The organism is Candidatus Defluviilinea gracilis (genome assembly GCA_016716235.1).
GTDB classification, from domain to species: domain Bacteria; phylum Chloroflexota; class Anaerolineae; order Anaerolineales; family Villigracilaceae; genus Defluviilinea; species Defluviilinea gracilis.
In genome coordinates this window covers 441972-456472 of record JADJWS010000003.1, presented here as the reverse complement: position 1 = coordinate 456472, position 14501 = coordinate 441972, and the positions used below count along the sequence as shown (strand labels likewise).

Below are 14501 nucleotides of genomic sequence, written 5' to 3'. Positions count from 1 at the left end.
ATGGAAGCCGCTCTACATTTATTCCACAACGATCGCGATGTACGGGTAGCACATATTGCCTTCCACCACCCAGGTCATCACATGTTTGCCTTTTTCCGCCGGGGCGACGGCGTCGATGATGATCGTTACCGATTTGCCCGGTTTGAGGTCCACGCCGAATTCGCGGAAAGTGTCGTTGGGGTCTTTCATCAGTTTTGTGCCGCTGAAGTATTTAATATCGTGCTTGGCGGGGATGGTCTTTGTGCCGGTGTTGACGATGGTCCATTTAATATCGAACTCATTGCCTTTCTTGAACACAGTCAAGTCGCGCGGTTTGTTGCTTACGGGGGTGCATTCATACGGTTGAGGGGGAGCGCTTCCACCGCCGCCTCCGCCTCCGCCTACTACAAGCGTTGGGGTCGGCGGGACGAGCACGAACGGTGTCGCCGAAGGGACGAACGGAGTCTCAGTCGGGGGAGCAGAATCGGTCTGGGTGGGAAGCGTGGTGTTCGTCGCGATAGGTTGGGCGGCTTGGGTTTGCGTTCCCGCCGCAGAGATGGTCAATGCGACCACGGTGGCAATCTGGTTTGCCGTATCTTGCGGGTTTGGCGTTGCCGCCTGCGGGAAACAGGCAGTGACCGCCATGATCGCAAGCGCGGCTGAGAGCAGAAATCGTAATTTAGTTTGGTGCATAGTATCTCCTTCGGTTGGTTATTTCTGATTCGGTGCGGACGAACCGTCGCCGATGCCAAGCGGCTGCCATTTCTTATCGTCTTTGAGGCGGTGTTGGATTCCGTGACGGTCGTGGATCTGATCGAAGTCTTCCGGCTTGATGAACATCTGCTCGCCGTCGAGCAGACCCAATACACCGGCTTGACCGGGTTCCATGCGCTTCTCGCCTTTGAACTTTGCCGCGTCGCTCGGCACATAATCCGTCGGCTCTTCGTAGGTGGTGATGTAGCCTTCGTAATTGCGCAAGATGATCTTGTGGTCAGACATGCTGATCAGGTAATTCGGCATGACGGGAATTTTTCCGCCGCCGCCCGGCGCGTCCACGATGTATTGCGGGACGGCGTAGCCGCTGGTGTGGCCGCGCAAGCCTTCCATGATCTCGATTCCTTTCGCGACGGGCGTGCGGAAGTGCCCCGCGCCTTCGACCAGATCGCACTGATAGAGGTAATACGGCCGCACGCGGATGCGGACGAGGTCTTGCACAAGTTTGCGTTGGATGTGGACGTTGTCGTTCACGCCCGCGAGAAGCACAGATTGATTGCCCAGCGGGATGCCCGCCCTCGTTAAACGGTCGCAGGCTTCGGCGAGTTCCTTCGTAATTTCGTTCGAGTGATTGACGTGGATATTGATCCACAGCGGATGATATTTTGCGAGCATGTCGCACAATTCCTGCGTGACGCGCATGGGCATGAAGACCGGCACACGCGTGCCGAGGCGCACGATCTCGATGTGCGGAATCTCGCGCAGGCGGCTGAGAATTTCCTCAAGAATTTTTGGCGCGAGCACGAGCGGATCGCCGCCGGAGAGCAGAACGTCGCGCACTTGCGGCGTGCGTTTGAGATATTCGATCTGCATCTCGAATTCGTGCCGCGAGAAGGTTTGACCGGGGTCGCCGACGATGCGCGAGCGCGTGCAATAGCGGCAGTACGAAGCGCATTGCGTGGTCACCAGCATGAGGACCCGGTCGGGGTAGCGGTGGACCAGCCCGGGCACCGGCGAGTGGCGGTCTTCCGCCAGCGAATCTTCCATCATCGCGGTGAACGATTGCATTTCCTCCGAAAGCGGAATGACCTGTTTGCGGGTCGGGTCGTTGGGATCGTTCGGATCGATGAGTGAAATGAAGTAGGGTGTCACATCCACGCGGAACAAGCCTTGCGTTTGCAGGGCTTTACGTTCCGAGTCGGTAAGGGGTAAAACTTTTTCGATCTCTTCCACCGAGTTCATGCGGTGGCTGAGTTGCCAGCGCCAATCGTTCCACTTTTCATCGGGAACGTCGGCGTAGATCGGGGCGCGTTTGGAAACAAAAGGTTCAGACATGGGATTTTCCTCCGGGGGTTAGAGTTGGATACGACTCAAACAGACACGACAAACCAACAAGATGGAGGATCATGGTCGGGGCGGAAGAACCCGGCATTATGCACGCACGCTTTCATAGCGAATTGAATTGTACGGGGAAACAAAAATAGGGTCAATGTCACTTTTGGCGGGTTTGAAAGAATTCTATGCAATGGGCTACAATCACTGAACCTGTTGCGCCGTAGTTGCACTGCGGCGGCGGCAGTCCAACTGCCCGCCAACTGCGTAAGTTCTGTATGCAATGGGCTACAATCACAAAGACGCAAATGGAACTCCTTGCCCGTTTTGAGCGAACCGCCGCCTCACAGCCCGATAAACCCGCCATTATTTATTTTTCAAAACGGATGCGCGGATGGAAGCGGATTACCTACCGTTCGCTTTTTGACCAGACCCAACGATTCATTTCGGGACTTCAAGCCTGCTCGCTCACCCCGGGCGCTGTCGCGGTGGTGATGACTCCCCCCAGCGCGGAATTTTTTCCGTTCGCGTTGGCGTTGCTCAAGTTCGGCATCGTGCCGGTGGTCTTCGACCCGGCAATCGGATTGAAAAAAATCGGCGAGGTCATCGCCGAATCCAAGCCGGAGATATATTTCGGTACTTGGCTGACTCACACGTTGCGAATCTTGTCTGGCTGGGGGCGGGATTCTATCAAGCATAGTTTGACCGTCGAGAAAGTCAAAGGTCGAAGGTCAAAGATCGTCCCATCGCCCATCGTCCATGATCCATCGTCTGCGGTTGCCATTATCTATACCTCCGGTTCCACAGGGCTACCCAAGGGAGCGGTCTACACGTCCGCCAACTTTGCCGCTCAGTTGGAATTGCTTCAAAACACGTTTCGCATCTCGCCGGATGAGATTGACCTCGCCGCCTTCCCGCTCTACGCCCTGATTGATATTTTGCTCGGCGTCACCGCGGTCGTCCCGGATATTTCCTTCCCAGTCCCCGGCAAGACAGACCCGCAAAAGACTATCTCGGCGATTCAACGGTTCAACGTCACAAATATGTTCGCATCGCCTGTTGTGCTGGAGATTTTGGCAGACGAAGCCTACCATTCGCTGAATCATAAATTGCCTTCGCTCAAGCGCGTGATTACCGCCGGCGCGCCCGCGACGATTCACTTGCAAGAGAAGTTTCGCCTGCTTCTCGATGATCATACCGACCTCTTCGGCATCTACGGCGCGACGGAGACTTTGCCCATTACCAAGGTCGAAAGCCGCGAGGTATTTGCCTTGAAAGAAAAGACCGCGCACGGCGCGGGCATCTGCCTGGGGAAACCCATCGAAGGCGTGACCGTGCGGATCATTCCGATCACCGACGAGCCGATCGCAGAGTGGAGGGAGTCGCTTGAGGTGGAGTCAAATGCCGCTGGTGAGATCACAGTTCAAAGTCTGGCAACGACGCGGGCTTATCTTCATCGAGAAGAAGCGGATCGTTTATCCAAAATAAAATTCGGCGATGAGATCATCCACCGCATGGGCGACGTGGGATATTTCGACGAAGAAGGCCGCTTGTGGTATTGCGGGAGAAAATCTCACCGCGTGGTCACAAAAGATGGCGTGATGTTCACCGAGCAGATCGAAAATATCTTCAACGCGCATCCTCGTGTAAAGAGAACCGCGCTGGTTGAGGAAAACCGCAAGCCCGTTCTGTGGGTGGAATTGGAACGACGAGCGGGGTCAAACAAAGATAAAATCATCGGCGAGTTGAGAGAAATGGCAAAGAGTCACCGGCAGGCTTCGCAGATCGAAACATTTTTATTTATGAAACGATTCCCAACCGACGCGCGGCATAACTCCAAGATCATCCGCGAAGAATTGAAGGCGCTTGCGGAAAAGAGACTCTCGTGAAAGCGTTAGTCACCGGCGCGACTGGTTTTTTGGGCGGCTCGTTAGTCCGCCGCCTGCATGGCATGGGCTGGGATGTGACCGGGCTGGGACGCAACCCCAAAAAATTGAACGAATTGGAAGACGTGGGCGTCCATCCGTTTCGCGCCGACATCAGCAAGAAAGACCAATTGCTCGACGCGTTCAAAGGACAGGAGATCGTCTTCCATTGCGCGGCGTTCCCATCGCCCTGGGGAAATTACGAACGGTTCTATCAAGCCAACGTGATCGGCACGCGCTACGTGACGCGGGCGTGTTTGGAAAACAAAATCAAGAGACTCGTGTATGTGTCCACGCCGAGCATTTACTTCAATTACAACTCGCGGACGAACGTGAAGGAAAACGATCCACTGCCCGAACCCGTCAGCAACTATGCTCACACCAAACTTCTTGCGGAAGAAGAAATTGACAAAGGTTTTGCGGACGGGCTTGCCGTGGTCTCGATCCGCCCGCGCGCGTTGATCGGCGAAGGCGACACGGTCATCTTTCCGCGTTTGATTCCCCGCTTAAAATCTGGCAGGCTTCCCATCCTTGGCGACGGCGAAAACATCGTTGACCTCACCTACATCGAAAATGTGGTGGATGCGTTATTGCTGTGTTCAGAATCGCCTGCAAGCACGCTTGGCAAAAAATACAATATCACCAACGGCGAACCCGTGAAAATTTGGAGATTGATCGAGCGCATCTGCGATGAGTTGCATTATCCGCGCCCTCGCCGAAAGATTCCGTATCGCGCCGCTGATGCCGTTGCGGGAACGCTGGAATTCGTTTACTCGCTCGTCCCGTTCAGCCCCGAACCGCCGCTGACGAGGCTGTCTGTCAGCATGATGGCGAACAATTCCACGCTCGATATTTCCGCGGCGCGGAACGAACTCGGCTATCAACCCAAAGTTTCGATTGAAGAAGGCGTTGCGCGATTTTTGAAATGGTGGAAAGAGAGGAATCCAAAATGAAGATCGACATCCTTCACGCGGGGTATTGCACGGCTCCCGAGCATCTTGCCATTCGCGGCGGGCGCTGGCGTTCGATTCGATTTCCCGCGATGTTCGCCCTCTTTCGTCATCCAACATTCGGCGCGATGCTGTTCGACACCGGTTATTCCTTCCGTTTTTTCGATGAGACGATAAGATTCCCGCGCCGCATTTATCGCTGGATGACTCCAGTAACCCTTCGCGAAGAAGACTTGATCGCGAATCAACTTTCAACGTTCAACCTGCAACTCAAGGATATTTCACACGTCTTCATCTCCCACTTCCACGCGGATCATATCGCTTCACTCCCCGATTTGGCTTGGTCCCGCTTCGTCTACCTGCCTCACGCCTTTAGCCGACTCCGCCACTCGACGCCCTCCGAGGATCTCAAACACGCCTTCCTGCGCGGACTCGTACCCTCAGATTTTGACTCCCGCTCCCACGAAGTGGATGTGACCAACTCGATCCTTTTATCCGCAGAGTATGCGCCATTTAACACCGGCTACGACCTGCTCGGCGACGAATCGATCATCGGCGTGGAACTCCCCGGTCATGCGTATGGGCAAATGGGAATCTTCGCCCGCGATGACGATGGCAAACTTTTCTTTTTTGTTGCAGATGCGGCTTGGCTCAAACGGTCGGTGATTGAAAACCGCCCGCCGCACACGATCGCAAATTTCCTTTTCTCCGATCCCGAAGCCTATCGTCAGACCCTGGGCGATTTACATTCCCATTATCTGACTCACCCCAATACGATCATCGTCCCATCCCATTGCGAAGTGACGATCCGCTCGCTTGAAAATAAACCAGCGCGTTGATTGTGTCCATGCGAGCCGAACTCTTCACCCGTGAGAATCTCCACGCGCTTCAATTCCCACCAACGGAAGATGGGGACTATGCCCGCCGTTACCTTATCCCATTGATGACGGATGGCTTGCAAAAATATATCCGCAATGTATACAACACCCAGTTCATGGCGGTTCAAGTCGGCGAGACGATCATACCTGTGACAGTCACCGATTTTCACCCGCAGAACACTTATACCGTTTCGCCGTACAGCCATTACGTCTCCTATGGCGGGCTGGAAGAGGTGAAGCATTTGGAGAATCCGCCTGTTGAGTTTTTGATAAAACTTGTGATGTACCCCGTTGCCCGGTATTTTCGGTTCGCGGAATTGGATAGGGTGGTCTTTGTAAATAATTACCTGCTCTCCACGAACTTGTATCCGCCGGTAAGCGGCGACCAGCTGTCCGCGTTGAGCGAAGCGTTGCTGGAGCGCTTCCCAGACCGGGCGATCGTGTTCCGCTCTGTTGACCAGAAAAAGAATCCTCACGTCCTCGACGCGCTGAAAAACCTTGGCTACGACTTGGTACTCAGTCGTCAAGTCTGGTACATGGACCCTCTTGCTTCGTTGAAGACTCGTCAATGCAAGGAAGATGCGCGCGTGTTGAAAAAGGCAGGTTATGAAGTTGTAGACGGCGGGGATTTATCCGATGATGAATTGCATCGCGCGGCGTATTTGTACGAATTGTTGTACCTGAAAAAATATTCCTACTTCAATCCGCAATTCACGTTTGAATTTTTGAAACTCGCGCGAGACCAGAAGACCCTTTTTCTGTATGGGTTGAAAAAGAATGGACGGCTGGATGGCATTATGGGTTTCTTCGTCCGCAATGGCGCGATGACCCAGCCCTTGTTTGGGTACGACACATCCCTCCCGCAGGAGGAAGGCTTGTATCGCTTGCTCACGTTGCTTACGTTGCAAGAAGGCGTGAAGCGCGGATTACTCGTCCATGCCAGCGGCGGGGTGGGCAAATTCAAAAAAACGCGCGGCGGCGAATCGGTGACCGAGTACAATGCGGTGTATACCAAGCATTTGCCGAAGAGACGGCAATCGCCGTGGAAGTTGATCGGCTGGCTCTCGAAATTTGCGATCCCATATTTCAAGAAAATGGATTTTTAGATGGCGGATAATGGACAGCGGACGATAGACCATGCGATGATCCGCCGTCTGCTGTTCAACGTCCAGCGTCATATTGCTGAATGGACCTCTTGCGAAAGTCATTTTCGCCACACCGTTCGTGCCGCGAGTGGCGCCCTGCGCCACGAGACGGCAGAGAACGCAGAGAAAAAAGAGAATTTCTCAGGGGTCTCTGTGGCTGAGCAAGAGATATTTATGCATGAGGTCTAATAATTTATTTAGGAGAGTGCGCATACATGCAAGTCAATATCCCTTTAAAAATCATCGGTCTTGGAAGATATTTGCCGAAACGCGTTGTTCCCAGTTCGGAATTGGAGGCGCTGTGCGGAGTCCCTACCGGCTGGGTGGAGCGGCGTAACGGCGTCCGCGAGCGTCGCTGGGTAACGGATGAGACCTCGTCGTTCATGTCGGCGCAGGCGGCGCGGGAGGCGTTGGACGAGGCGCGTCTCAAGCCGAATCAACTTGACCTCATCATCAACGCCTCCGGCACGGGCGAGCAGGCGATTCCCGACACGGGCGCGTTGATCCAGCGTCAGTTGGGGCTGGGCGACTCAGGCATCCCTGCGATGACCGTGCATACGACTTGTTTGAGTTTTATCGCGGGTATGGATGTGGCGTCCAATTTCATTCACAGCGGGCGATACAAAAATATTTTGATCTGCAGCGCGGATGTGGCGTCGTGTGGGATCAACCCCAAAGAGCCGGAGTCCGCTTCGTTGGTTGGGGATGCGGCGGCGGCAGTGGTGGTCACGCGAGCAGGCGCGGGCGACGCATCCATGATTCATCACGCGCATTTCAAAACATATGGCGACGGCGCGTATCTCACCGCCATCATGGGCGGCGGCTCGCGTCTTCATCCGCGCTTCCCAAATCACAAACCCGAGGACGACCTGTTCCACATGGACGGTCCCGCTGTGTTGCGAATGGTGCGCAGTGTCGGTCATGAGTTTCTTGAAGAACTCTACCCGGGTCTGTCGAAAAGCATGATGGATGTGGATGTCGTCGTGCCGCATCAGGCAAGCAAAGTGGGATTGATGATGTTGGAACGTTTTGGCTGGAAGGAAAATAAAATCATCCGCACCATCGAGACGCTTGGCAATTGCGTGGCGGCGTCCATCCCGGTCACGTTGTATCAGGGAGCGCGCGATGGGCGCATTCAACGCGGCGGCAAGATTCTATTGGTAGGCACCGGCGCGGGGTTGTCTCTGGGTGGGATGGTGTTGACGTTCTAATTAACCGCGAAGCGCGCGAAGATCGCAAAGATTTTTTAATGGCTTCTTCGAGTTCTCAGCAGAAGGATCATGGCAAACATTCTCCTCACAGGCGGGCGCGCGCCCGTGACGCTCGATCTTGCGCGCGCTTTCCATCGCGCGGGACACAGCGTCTTCATGGCGGAATCGTTGCGCGGGCATTTGAGTCAGCCGTCGAATGCGATCAAGCAAAACTTTGTAGTGCCCGCTCCACGTCAGGAGACCGAAGCGTTTTTATCGTCGTTGAAGCGGATCATCGAAGAGAATCAAATCGAGTTGTTGATTCCCACCTGTGAGGAAGTCTTCCATATTGCAAAGGGATTGAAGACTCTGCCGTGCCGCGTCTTTGCCGAACCGCTTGATCGGCTCGATATTTTTCACAACAAATGGAACTTTGCGAATAGCGCGAGAGAATGCGGATTGCCCGCGCCCGATACGGTGTTGATCGAAGACGAGAGAACGTTGCTAGACGCATTCGCGCGTTGGAAGGGACTGGTGTTGAAGCCGGTCTATTCGCGCTTCGCCTCGCGGACGTTGATCCTGCCCGCGCTTCGTGAGGCTTTATCCATGCTGACATTTGATCGGACGTGGATCGCCCAACAGTTTGTTGCGGGACGGCAGTTTTGCAGTTATTCGGTCTCTCAGCATGGGCGCATCGTTGCGCATGTGGTTTACCCGGCGATCTTCACGGCAGGGCAAGGCGCGACGATCTCGTTTCAAGCAGTAGAGCATGAAAAGATTTTCCATTGGGTGCATACGTTTGCGAGTCACTTCAATGTGACGGGACAGATGGCGTTCGACTTCATCGAATCGCCCGATGGGGAAGCGTATGTGCTGGAATGCAACCCGCGCGCGACGAGTGGTGTCCATTTGCTGGCATCGAATCCGCGCTTTGTCGAATCGTTTTTCGATCCGCGCATAGAGTGCGTCAGGCCGACGTCAAACTCTCCGCGCATGTTGGGTACGGCGATGCTGGTCTATGGCTTGCCTGATGCGCTCAAAAAGAGAAACCTCGGCGCGTGGCTGAGGACTTTTTCGCAAAGCCGCGATGTGATCTGGGATCTTCGCGATCCGCTACCGTTCTTCTTGCAGTGGCGGAGCATCCTCGCGTATCTGGCTTTGGGGATGAAGCACAACATTTCCGCGCTGGAGGCATCCACCTTTGACATTGAATGGAACGGGGAATAACGATGAAGATGTGAACGGACGGTAAGATTCCCTCGTTGTCTGCTTTCAATGAATTGGACTACAATGACCAACGAGGAAATATGCAGAACAACTCAAGCGAACCTGAAATCATCCATAACCCAGCCGAAAAGCGATTCGAAACGTGGATTGATGGAAAGCTCTCCAAACTCGATTATCTGGAAGATGGAAACACGATTGTGATGACGCACGTCGGCGTGCATCCCGAACTCCGCGGGCATGGCGTGGCTGGCAAGTTGACCGAAGTCGCGCTGGAGTATGCGAGAGGGAAATCTCTACGCGTGATCCCCATGTGTTCGTACGTTGTAACCTACATTCGGCGGAATCCTCAATTTGCCGAGTTGACGAAACAACGTTCAGGAAATTGACCAGCCTGCTAAAGCAAAACACGTCCTCACGGACGTGTTTTTTTGTGGCGGGGAGGGCGGGATTCGAACCCGCGACTGGTTTAACCCAGCACTCACTTAGCAGGCGAGCCCATTCAGCCACTCTGGCACCTCCCCGGTTTGATTGACGATTTACGATTGCAGATTGACGATTACCAATCAATCGTAAATCCAAAATCGTCAATCGTAAATCGAGCGGAGGGAGTGGGATTCGAACCCACGTTGGTGTGACCCAAACATGTTTTCAAGACATGCGCCTTCAGCCGCTCGGCCATCCCTCCACAAAGCCTCACCAGTTGAGGCGGACGAAATTTTACCATAAGAGCGCCCGCGAGGCTTATTCCTTGAGGCATGGCGAGGAGTGACTATTTTGGCGTGTAAAGTCCTGCCGTTCATGCCGCGACCATAACGGCACTTTCTCTCCGTGGCATTGGCGTGCTCGGTGACAAAGAGGGAGCCGTACAAATCGAATTTGGTTGCGCGCCTTGCAAAATTGAACACTGAAAAATGTAACCTTTGAGGACGCCATCTCAAACGCTGTGGGTTATAATCAGGCAAAGGAGTTTGACCATGAAATCATTTTTTTCTCCTTCCAGGCGAAACCGAGGGCAAGGATTGGTTGAATATGCCGTCATCATTGCCCTTGTCGCGATCGTAGTGATTGTTGCAGCCAGCGCGTTAGGTCCTCGGATCGGCAACACCTTTTCATCGATTAATAACTCGCTCGGTGGCGGTGGCATTCTGAGCGGGGGCGGCGATGATGGCGGAGGAGGCAGTCAGGCAACTTGCGATGCCGCCGCCGCCGCGCACGGTAATTGGCACGCCACCTGGGATGGAAACCCCGGCGCCAACATGGCGGATCACGATGCTCTGCAAGCCGCTATGGATGCCGCTTGCTAGACGTACGTCGTCGTAATAACTATATTTCTGGTAATTCGTTCGAACAGAGCATAATTACCGCATTGACCTGCGGCGATTATGCTTTTGTGTTCCCCCGCCATCTTGGTATAATCCCAACCCTATGAAATACCATATCTGGACCGAGGGATGCCAAATGAACGTCGCCGATTCACAGCGCGTCGGCTCGTCGTTGGAGCATCTCGGTTATCAATTTACAGAAACCATCGAAGAAGCGGACGTGATCGTCCTCAACACCTGTGTCGTGCGTCAATCGGCGGAGGACAAAGCGATCGGACGCCTCACCAGCCTGCTCCCGTTGAAGCGACAGAATCCCAACCTCGTCATCAACCTCATGGGGTGTATGGTCGGCGTGCGCGGCGCGGACAAACTGCGCGAGAAACTTCCGTATGTGGATGTCTTCTCGCCTCCCTCCGACCCGGGACCGCTCGTTTCTTATTTGAGTCAAGGCGAAATCCGTTCGCTGGAAGATTCTGAAACCACGCGCCGTTTCTTGATGATGGACGATGAACTCATCCTCCCTCAGCACGAGCGCGGACAACTCATCAGCGCGCATGTGCCGATCGTGTATGGCTGTTCGCATGCCTGCGCGTTTTGCATCATCCCGTTCCGACGCGGCATCGAGCGCAGTCGTCCTGTCGGCGATATTGTCGCGGAGATTCGCTCGCTCGCCGCGCAAGGCGTGAAGGAAGTGACCTTGCTCGGTCAGATTGTTGACCGTTACGGCAAAGACGTTCCCGACGGACCCAACCTCGCGCAACTGCTTCGCATCGTTCATGATGTCGAAGGCGTCGAGCGCATCCGTTTTCTCACATCGCATCCCAACTACTTCACCGAAGAGTTGATGGACACCATCGCCGAGCTTCCGAAGGTGATGCCGCACATCGAAGTGCCGATCCAGGCGGGCGACGATGAAGTGCTGGCGAACATGAAGCGCGGATACACTCAACAAGAGTACCGCGGTCTCATTGAAAAGATCCGCAACAAGATTCCCGACTGCTCCATCGCAACGGACATCATAGTCGGATTCCCCGGCGAGACCGAGGAGCAATTCATGGAAACGCATCGCGTCCTCTCCGACCTGCGGCTTGACGTGGCTCATCTGGCGCGTTATTCCCCCCGCGAAGGGACCGTCGCAACGCGCCGCATGGAAGATAACGTGCCCGAAGAAGAAAAACTGCGCCGCCTGCATCTGCTCGACGATTTGCAGGAACAGATCGTTGGCGAGATCAACAAGAAATATCTCGGTCAAACCGTGGACGTGTTATTCGAAGAGAAGGTGAAGGATCGCTGGCGGGGACGAACTCCCACGAACAAACTTGTCTTCGTCGAGTCGGATGATGCTTTGAAAGGCAAGATTCTCCCAGTCACCGTCACATGGACGGGACCGTGGTCCATGCAGGCGAATCTTGTTGGGGTGCGCTCGCAAAAAATCGAATTGATCACTGTGTAGAGCGAGATGCCATCTCGCTCTACTTTTTATGTATGAACCACATCCGCCCGATTGCTCTTTGCGTGTTCAAAAACAACAACCGCATCCTCGTCTTTGAAGGGCATGACGCGATTAAGAACGAAACGTATTATCGTCCGCTGGGCGGGGGGATTGAGTTCGGCGAAAGCGGGGAGGTGGCTGTCCGCCGCGAGATCATGGAGGAATTGCACAGCGAGATCGAAGGGTTGAAGCATCTCGGCTTTCTTGAAAATATTTTTGTCAATAACGGAAACACGGGTCACGAGATCGTAATGGTCTATGATGGGGCGTTGGCAAAGGCTGAGTTGTATGAGCAGGCTGAAATGGAAGTGATCGAAGCGAACGGGGAGCGAATCCGCGTGGTGTGGAAGAGTCTGCATGAGTTCGGGGAGGGCAAGTCCATCTTGTATCCCGATGGTTTGTTGGAGATGTTGAAGTAGTCATAACGGGGAATATGTCTTTTGGCATAGGGCAGATCATGCCTTCGAGACTGGGGCAATGAGGCGGGTGAGCGTATCATCGCACTAACAAAAGGAGTTGCCATGTCTCAACAATCAATGATCGATGTAAAAAATGTGACCGCCGCCTACGGCGCGTTGACCGCCCTCAACGGGGTGAGTTTGAACGTGCAAAAAGGCGAGATCTTCGGCTTGCTCGGACCGAACGGCGCGGGCAAGACCACGTTGCTCGCCAGCGTGGAAGGCTTGCATAAACCCAAACAGGGAGAAGTGCATGTCGGCGGGATCAGTGTGCAGGCGAACCCTGCCGCGACGAAACGTCAATTGGGAATCCAATTGCAAAAAACCGCGTTGCTCGACGACCTGACCGTCGCCGAATTGGTGGAAGTGTACGCCGCGTTGTATGAGGTGTATCTCACCTCGAAAGAAATTGACGCGCTTCTCGCCCGCTTCGATCTCGTTGAAAAACGAAACACGCTGGCGCGCCGCCTCTCGGGCGGGCAACAACAACGACTCGCGCTGGCGGTTGCGATTGCGAACGATCCGCAGATCGTGTTGCTCGACGAGCCGACCTCCGCGCTGGACCCTCATGCGCGTCGCGCCGTGTGGGACATCGTCCGTCAGTTGCACGATGAAGGACGCACAATTGTGTTGACCACTCATGCAATGGAAGAGGCGGAAGCGTTGTGCGGACGAATCGCCATCATTGATCGCGGTCAGATCGTGGCGTGCGATACGCCCAGCGCCTTGATCGCGAACCTCAAACTAAATTCGATGTTGAAAGCGACGGTGGAATTGCCGCTGGATCAAGTCCGCGCACTGCCTGAGGTGAGCGCGGCGCGGTACACGGGTCAACACTTGGAAGTGGAAACTGCCCGCCCCGAAGTGACGATGACCGCCCTGCATGAACTTGCGTTGCGTTCAGGTCGCTCCATCCGCGACGTGATGGTGCGCCAGCCCAACCTTGAGGATGTGTTCCTCAAGTTGACGGGACGCGTACTTGCCGAGTCGAATTAATAGACCTCTTGCGAAAGTCATTTTTGCCACAGAGAACACAGAGATAAAGAGCATTTCTCAACGGTCTCTGTGAACTCTGTGGCTGAGCTAGAGACACTCATACAAGAGTTCAAATGTTGTTTATTCTTGAAAGGAAAATACTGATGAAACGTTTTCTCATCCTTACCAAAGCCATGACCCTCATGCACTTGCGAAACGGGTATGTGCTTTTCTGGAACTTCGCATTCCCTATTTTGCTTATGGTCATCTACGGTGCGGTCATGAGTCAGTTCATGGACTATATGACCCCAGGCGTGATCGTCTTGAACGCCTTGAGTTTCGGTCTGGTCAGTAGTTCGACCATGATGTTGGAGATGCGCGAAAAAGGCGTGCTTCGACGTCTGCAAGCCACGCCGTTGCCCGCCGTGGAAATGATCGGCTCATATCTGTTGGTGAATATTGTGATCGGCGTCCTGCAAAGCACACTTATCATCATTGCGGGCGTCCTGCTCTATAAAGTGCCTTTGAGCGCGACGGGATTGCTGTTAGCGTATCCGATGATCCTGATCGGCTTGCTGGCATTCATGGCGCTGGGTGGCATCATCAGCGGCGTATCGGCAAAATCAGGGAGCGCCACCGCAATTGGCATGACCATTTACTTCCTGCTGATGTTCATCAGTGACATGATCTTCCCGCTGGATATGTTGCCCGCTTGGTTGCAAAACGTCGTGCCGTACCTGCCTGCCTATCCCGTCGCGCAATTGGTCCGTTCGGCAATGCTGGAAGCGACGCTCGACCCGAAATGGCTCTCTCAATTGTTGCTCCTCGCTGTGTACGGAATCGCCGCCACATTCGTCGCCGCCAAGTTGTTCCGCTGGGAACCGAAAGCGTAATTAATTCCCCTCATCCCCAAC

General features: G+C 54.4%; 15 protein-coding genes and 2 tRNA genes. 13 read left to right on the top strand and 4 right to left on the bottom strand.

The features are described 5' to 3' along the window. Nucleotides 1–18 precede the first annotated feature (18 nt). Both IPM31_16015 and ablA read right to left on the bottom strand, forming a co-directional pair. On the bottom strand, nt 19–672 hold the full coding sequence (locus tag IPM31_16015; protein ID MBK9008486.1) for a hypothetical protein: 654 nt from the start codon (nt 670–672) through the stop codon (nt 19–21). A gap of 18 nt (nt 673–690) precedes the next feature. Further along, the gene (ablA, locus tag IPM31_16010; GenBank protein MBK9008485.1) at nt 691–2028 is read right to left on the bottom strand and encodes a lysine 2,3-aminomutase; all 1338 of its coding nucleotides are present in this window, start codon (nt 2026–2028) and stop codon (nt 691–693) included. A gap of 305 nt (nt 2029–2333) precedes the next feature. On the opposite strand from ablA, the gene IPM31_16005 reads away from it, so the two are divergent. The 8 genes from IPM31_16005 (at nt 2334) to IPM31_15970 (ending at nt 9726) form a co-directional block, all read left to right on the top strand. Continuing rightward, complete coding sequence (locus tag IPM31_16005) at nt 2334–3914, top strand: AMP-binding protein (protein MBK9008484.1); 1581 nt, start codon at nt 2334–2336, stop codon at nt 3912–3914. Continuing rightward, complete coding sequence (locus IPM31_16000; protein MBK9008483.1) at nt 3911–4903, top strand: NAD-dependent epimerase/dehydratase family protein; 993 nt, start codon at nt 3911–3913, stop codon at nt 4901–4903. Before IPM31_16005 ends, IPM31_16000 begins: the two co-directional genes overlap by 4 nt. Further along, nucleotides 4900–5739 (top strand): MBL fold metallo-hydrolase, encoded by an 840-nt coding sequence (locus IPM31_15995; GenBank protein MBK9008482.1) that lies wholly within the window; start codon nt 4900–4902, stop codon nt 5737–5739. Before IPM31_16000 ends, IPM31_15995 begins: the two co-directional genes overlap by 4 nt. Nucleotides 5740–5747: 8 nt before the next feature. Beyond that, nucleotides 5748–6884, top strand: coding sequence for a GNAT family N-acetyltransferase (locus tag IPM31_15990; protein ID MBK9008481.1), 1137 nt, complete (start codon nt 5748–5750; stop codon nt 6882–6884). Then, nucleotides 6885–7112 (top strand): hypothetical protein, encoded by a 228-nt coding sequence (locus IPM31_15985; GenBank protein ID MBK9008480.1) that lies wholly within the window; start codon nt 6885–6887, stop codon nt 7110–7112. A gap of 26 nt (nt 7113–7138) precedes the next feature. Beyond that, nucleotides 7139–8134, top strand: a complete 996-nt coding sequence (locus tag IPM31_15980; GenBank protein MBK9008479.1) for a ketoacyl-ACP synthase III — start codon at nt 7139–7141, stop codon at nt 8132–8134. 69 nt (nt 8135–8203) lie between these two features. Next, nucleotides 8204–9340 carry an ATP-grasp domain-containing protein gene (locus tag IPM31_15975; GenBank protein ID MBK9008478.1) on the top strand — a complete coding sequence of 379 codons (1137 nt, stop codon included), beginning with the start codon at nt 8204–8206 and terminating at the stop codon, nt 9338–9340. An 80-nt stretch (nt 9341–9420) separates the two neighbouring features. Then, nucleotides 9421–9726 (top strand): N-acetyltransferase, encoded by a 306-nt coding sequence (locus tag IPM31_15970; GenBank protein ID MBK9008477.1) that lies wholly within the window; start codon nt 9421–9423, stop codon nt 9724–9726. A gap of 45 nt (nt 9727–9771) precedes the next feature. Here IPM31_15970 and IPM31_15965 read toward each other — a convergent pair. Together IPM31_15965 and IPM31_15960 are read right to left on the bottom strand one after the other, a co-directional pair. Then, nucleotides 9772–9861: transfer RNA gene (locus IPM31_15965), tRNA-Ser, on the bottom strand. Between the two features lie 79 nt (nt 9862–9940). Further along, nucleotides 9941–10025: transfer RNA gene (locus IPM31_15960), tRNA-Ser, on the bottom strand. Nucleotides 10026–10314: 289 nt separating this feature from the next. On the opposite strand from IPM31_15960, the gene IPM31_15955 reads away from it, so the two are divergent. The 5 genes from IPM31_15955 to IPM31_15935 all read left to right on the top strand — a co-directional run bounded on the left by IPM31_15955 (nt 10315) and on the right by IPM31_15935 (nt 14480). Beyond that, nucleotides 10315–10644, top strand: coding sequence for a hypothetical protein (locus IPM31_15955; protein MBK9008476.1), 330 nt, complete (start codon nt 10315–10317; stop codon nt 10642–10644). A gap of 121 nt (nt 10645–10765) precedes the next feature. Then, nucleotides 10766–12115, top strand: coding sequence for a tRNA (N6-isopentenyl adenosine(37)-C2)-methylthiotransferase MiaB (gene miaB / locus IPM31_15950; GenBank protein ID MBK9008475.1), 1350 nt, complete (start codon nt 10766–10768; stop codon nt 12113–12115). A gap of 32 nt (nt 12116–12147) precedes the next feature. Then, on the top strand, nt 12148–12573 hold the full coding sequence (locus IPM31_15945; protein ID MBK9008474.1) for an NUDIX domain-containing protein: 426 nt from the start codon (nt 12148–12150) through the stop codon (nt 12571–12573). 102 nt (nt 12574–12675) lie between these two features. Beyond that, the gene (locus IPM31_15940; protein ID MBK9008473.1) at nt 12676–13608 is read left to right on the top strand and encodes an ABC transporter ATP-binding protein; all 933 of its coding nucleotides are present in this window, start codon (nt 12676–12678) and stop codon (nt 13606–13608) included. 143 nt (nt 13609–13751) lie between these two features. Continuing rightward, complete coding sequence (locus IPM31_15935; GenBank protein MBK9008472.1) at nt 13752–14480, top strand: ABC transporter permease; 729 nt, start codon at nt 13752–13754, stop codon at nt 14478–14480. Nucleotides 14481–14501 lie beyond the last annotated feature (21 nt).

What these genes read in the sequence shown, in the direction of transcription:
- IPM31_16015 (MBK9008486.1), bottom strand. Translation starts at nt 672, where the DNA reads ATGCACCAAACTAAATTACGATTTCTGCTCTCAGCCGCGCTTGCGATC.
- ablA (MBK9008485.1), bottom strand. Translation starts at nt 2,028, where the DNA reads ATGTCTGAACCTTTTGTTTCCAAACGCGCCCCGATCTACGCCGACGTT.
- IPM31_16005 (MBK9008484.1), top strand. Translation starts at nt 2,334, where the DNA reads ATGGAACTCCTTGCCCGTTTTGAGCGAACCGCCGCCTCACAGCCCGAT.
- IPM31_15995 (MBK9008482.1), top strand. Translation starts at nt 4,900, where the DNA reads ATGAAGATCGACATCCTTCACGCGGGGTATTGCACGGCTCCCGAGCAT.
- IPM31_15990 (MBK9008481.1), top strand. Translation starts at nt 5,748, where the DNA reads ATGCGAGCCGAACTCTTCACCCGTGAGAATCTCCACGCGCTTCAATTC.
- IPM31_15985 (MBK9008480.1), top strand. Translation starts at nt 6,885, where the DNA reads ATGGCGGATAATGGACAGCGGACGATAGACCATGCGATGATCCGCCGT.
- IPM31_15980 (MBK9008479.1), top strand. Translation starts at nt 7,139, where the DNA reads ATGCAAGTCAATATCCCTTTAAAAATCATCGGTCTTGGAAGATATTTG.
- IPM31_15975 (MBK9008478.1), top strand. Translation starts at nt 8,204, where the DNA reads ATGGCAAACATTCTCCTCACAGGCGGGCGCGCGCCCGTGACGCTCGAT.
- IPM31_15970 (MBK9008477.1), top strand. Translation starts at nt 9,421, where the DNA reads ATGCAGAACAACTCAAGCGAACCTGAAATCATCCATAACCCAGCCGAA.
- IPM31_15955 (MBK9008476.1), top strand. Translation starts at nt 10,315, where the DNA reads ATGAAATCATTTTTTTCTCCTTCCAGGCGAAACCGAGGGCAAGGATTG.
- miaB (MBK9008475.1), top strand. Translation starts at nt 10,766, where the DNA reads ATGAAATACCATATCTGGACCGAGGGATGCCAAATGAACGTCGCCGAT.
- IPM31_15945 (MBK9008474.1), top strand. Translation starts at nt 12,148, where the DNA reads ATGAACCACATCCGCCCGATTGCTCTTTGCGTGTTCAAAAACAACAAC.
- IPM31_15940 (MBK9008473.1), top strand. Translation starts at nt 12,676, where the DNA reads ATGTCTCAACAATCAATGATCGATGTAAAAAATGTGACCGCCGCCTAC.
- IPM31_15935 (MBK9008472.1), top strand. Translation starts at nt 13,752, where the DNA reads ATGAAACGTTTTCTCATCCTTACCAAAGCCATGACCCTCATGCACTTG.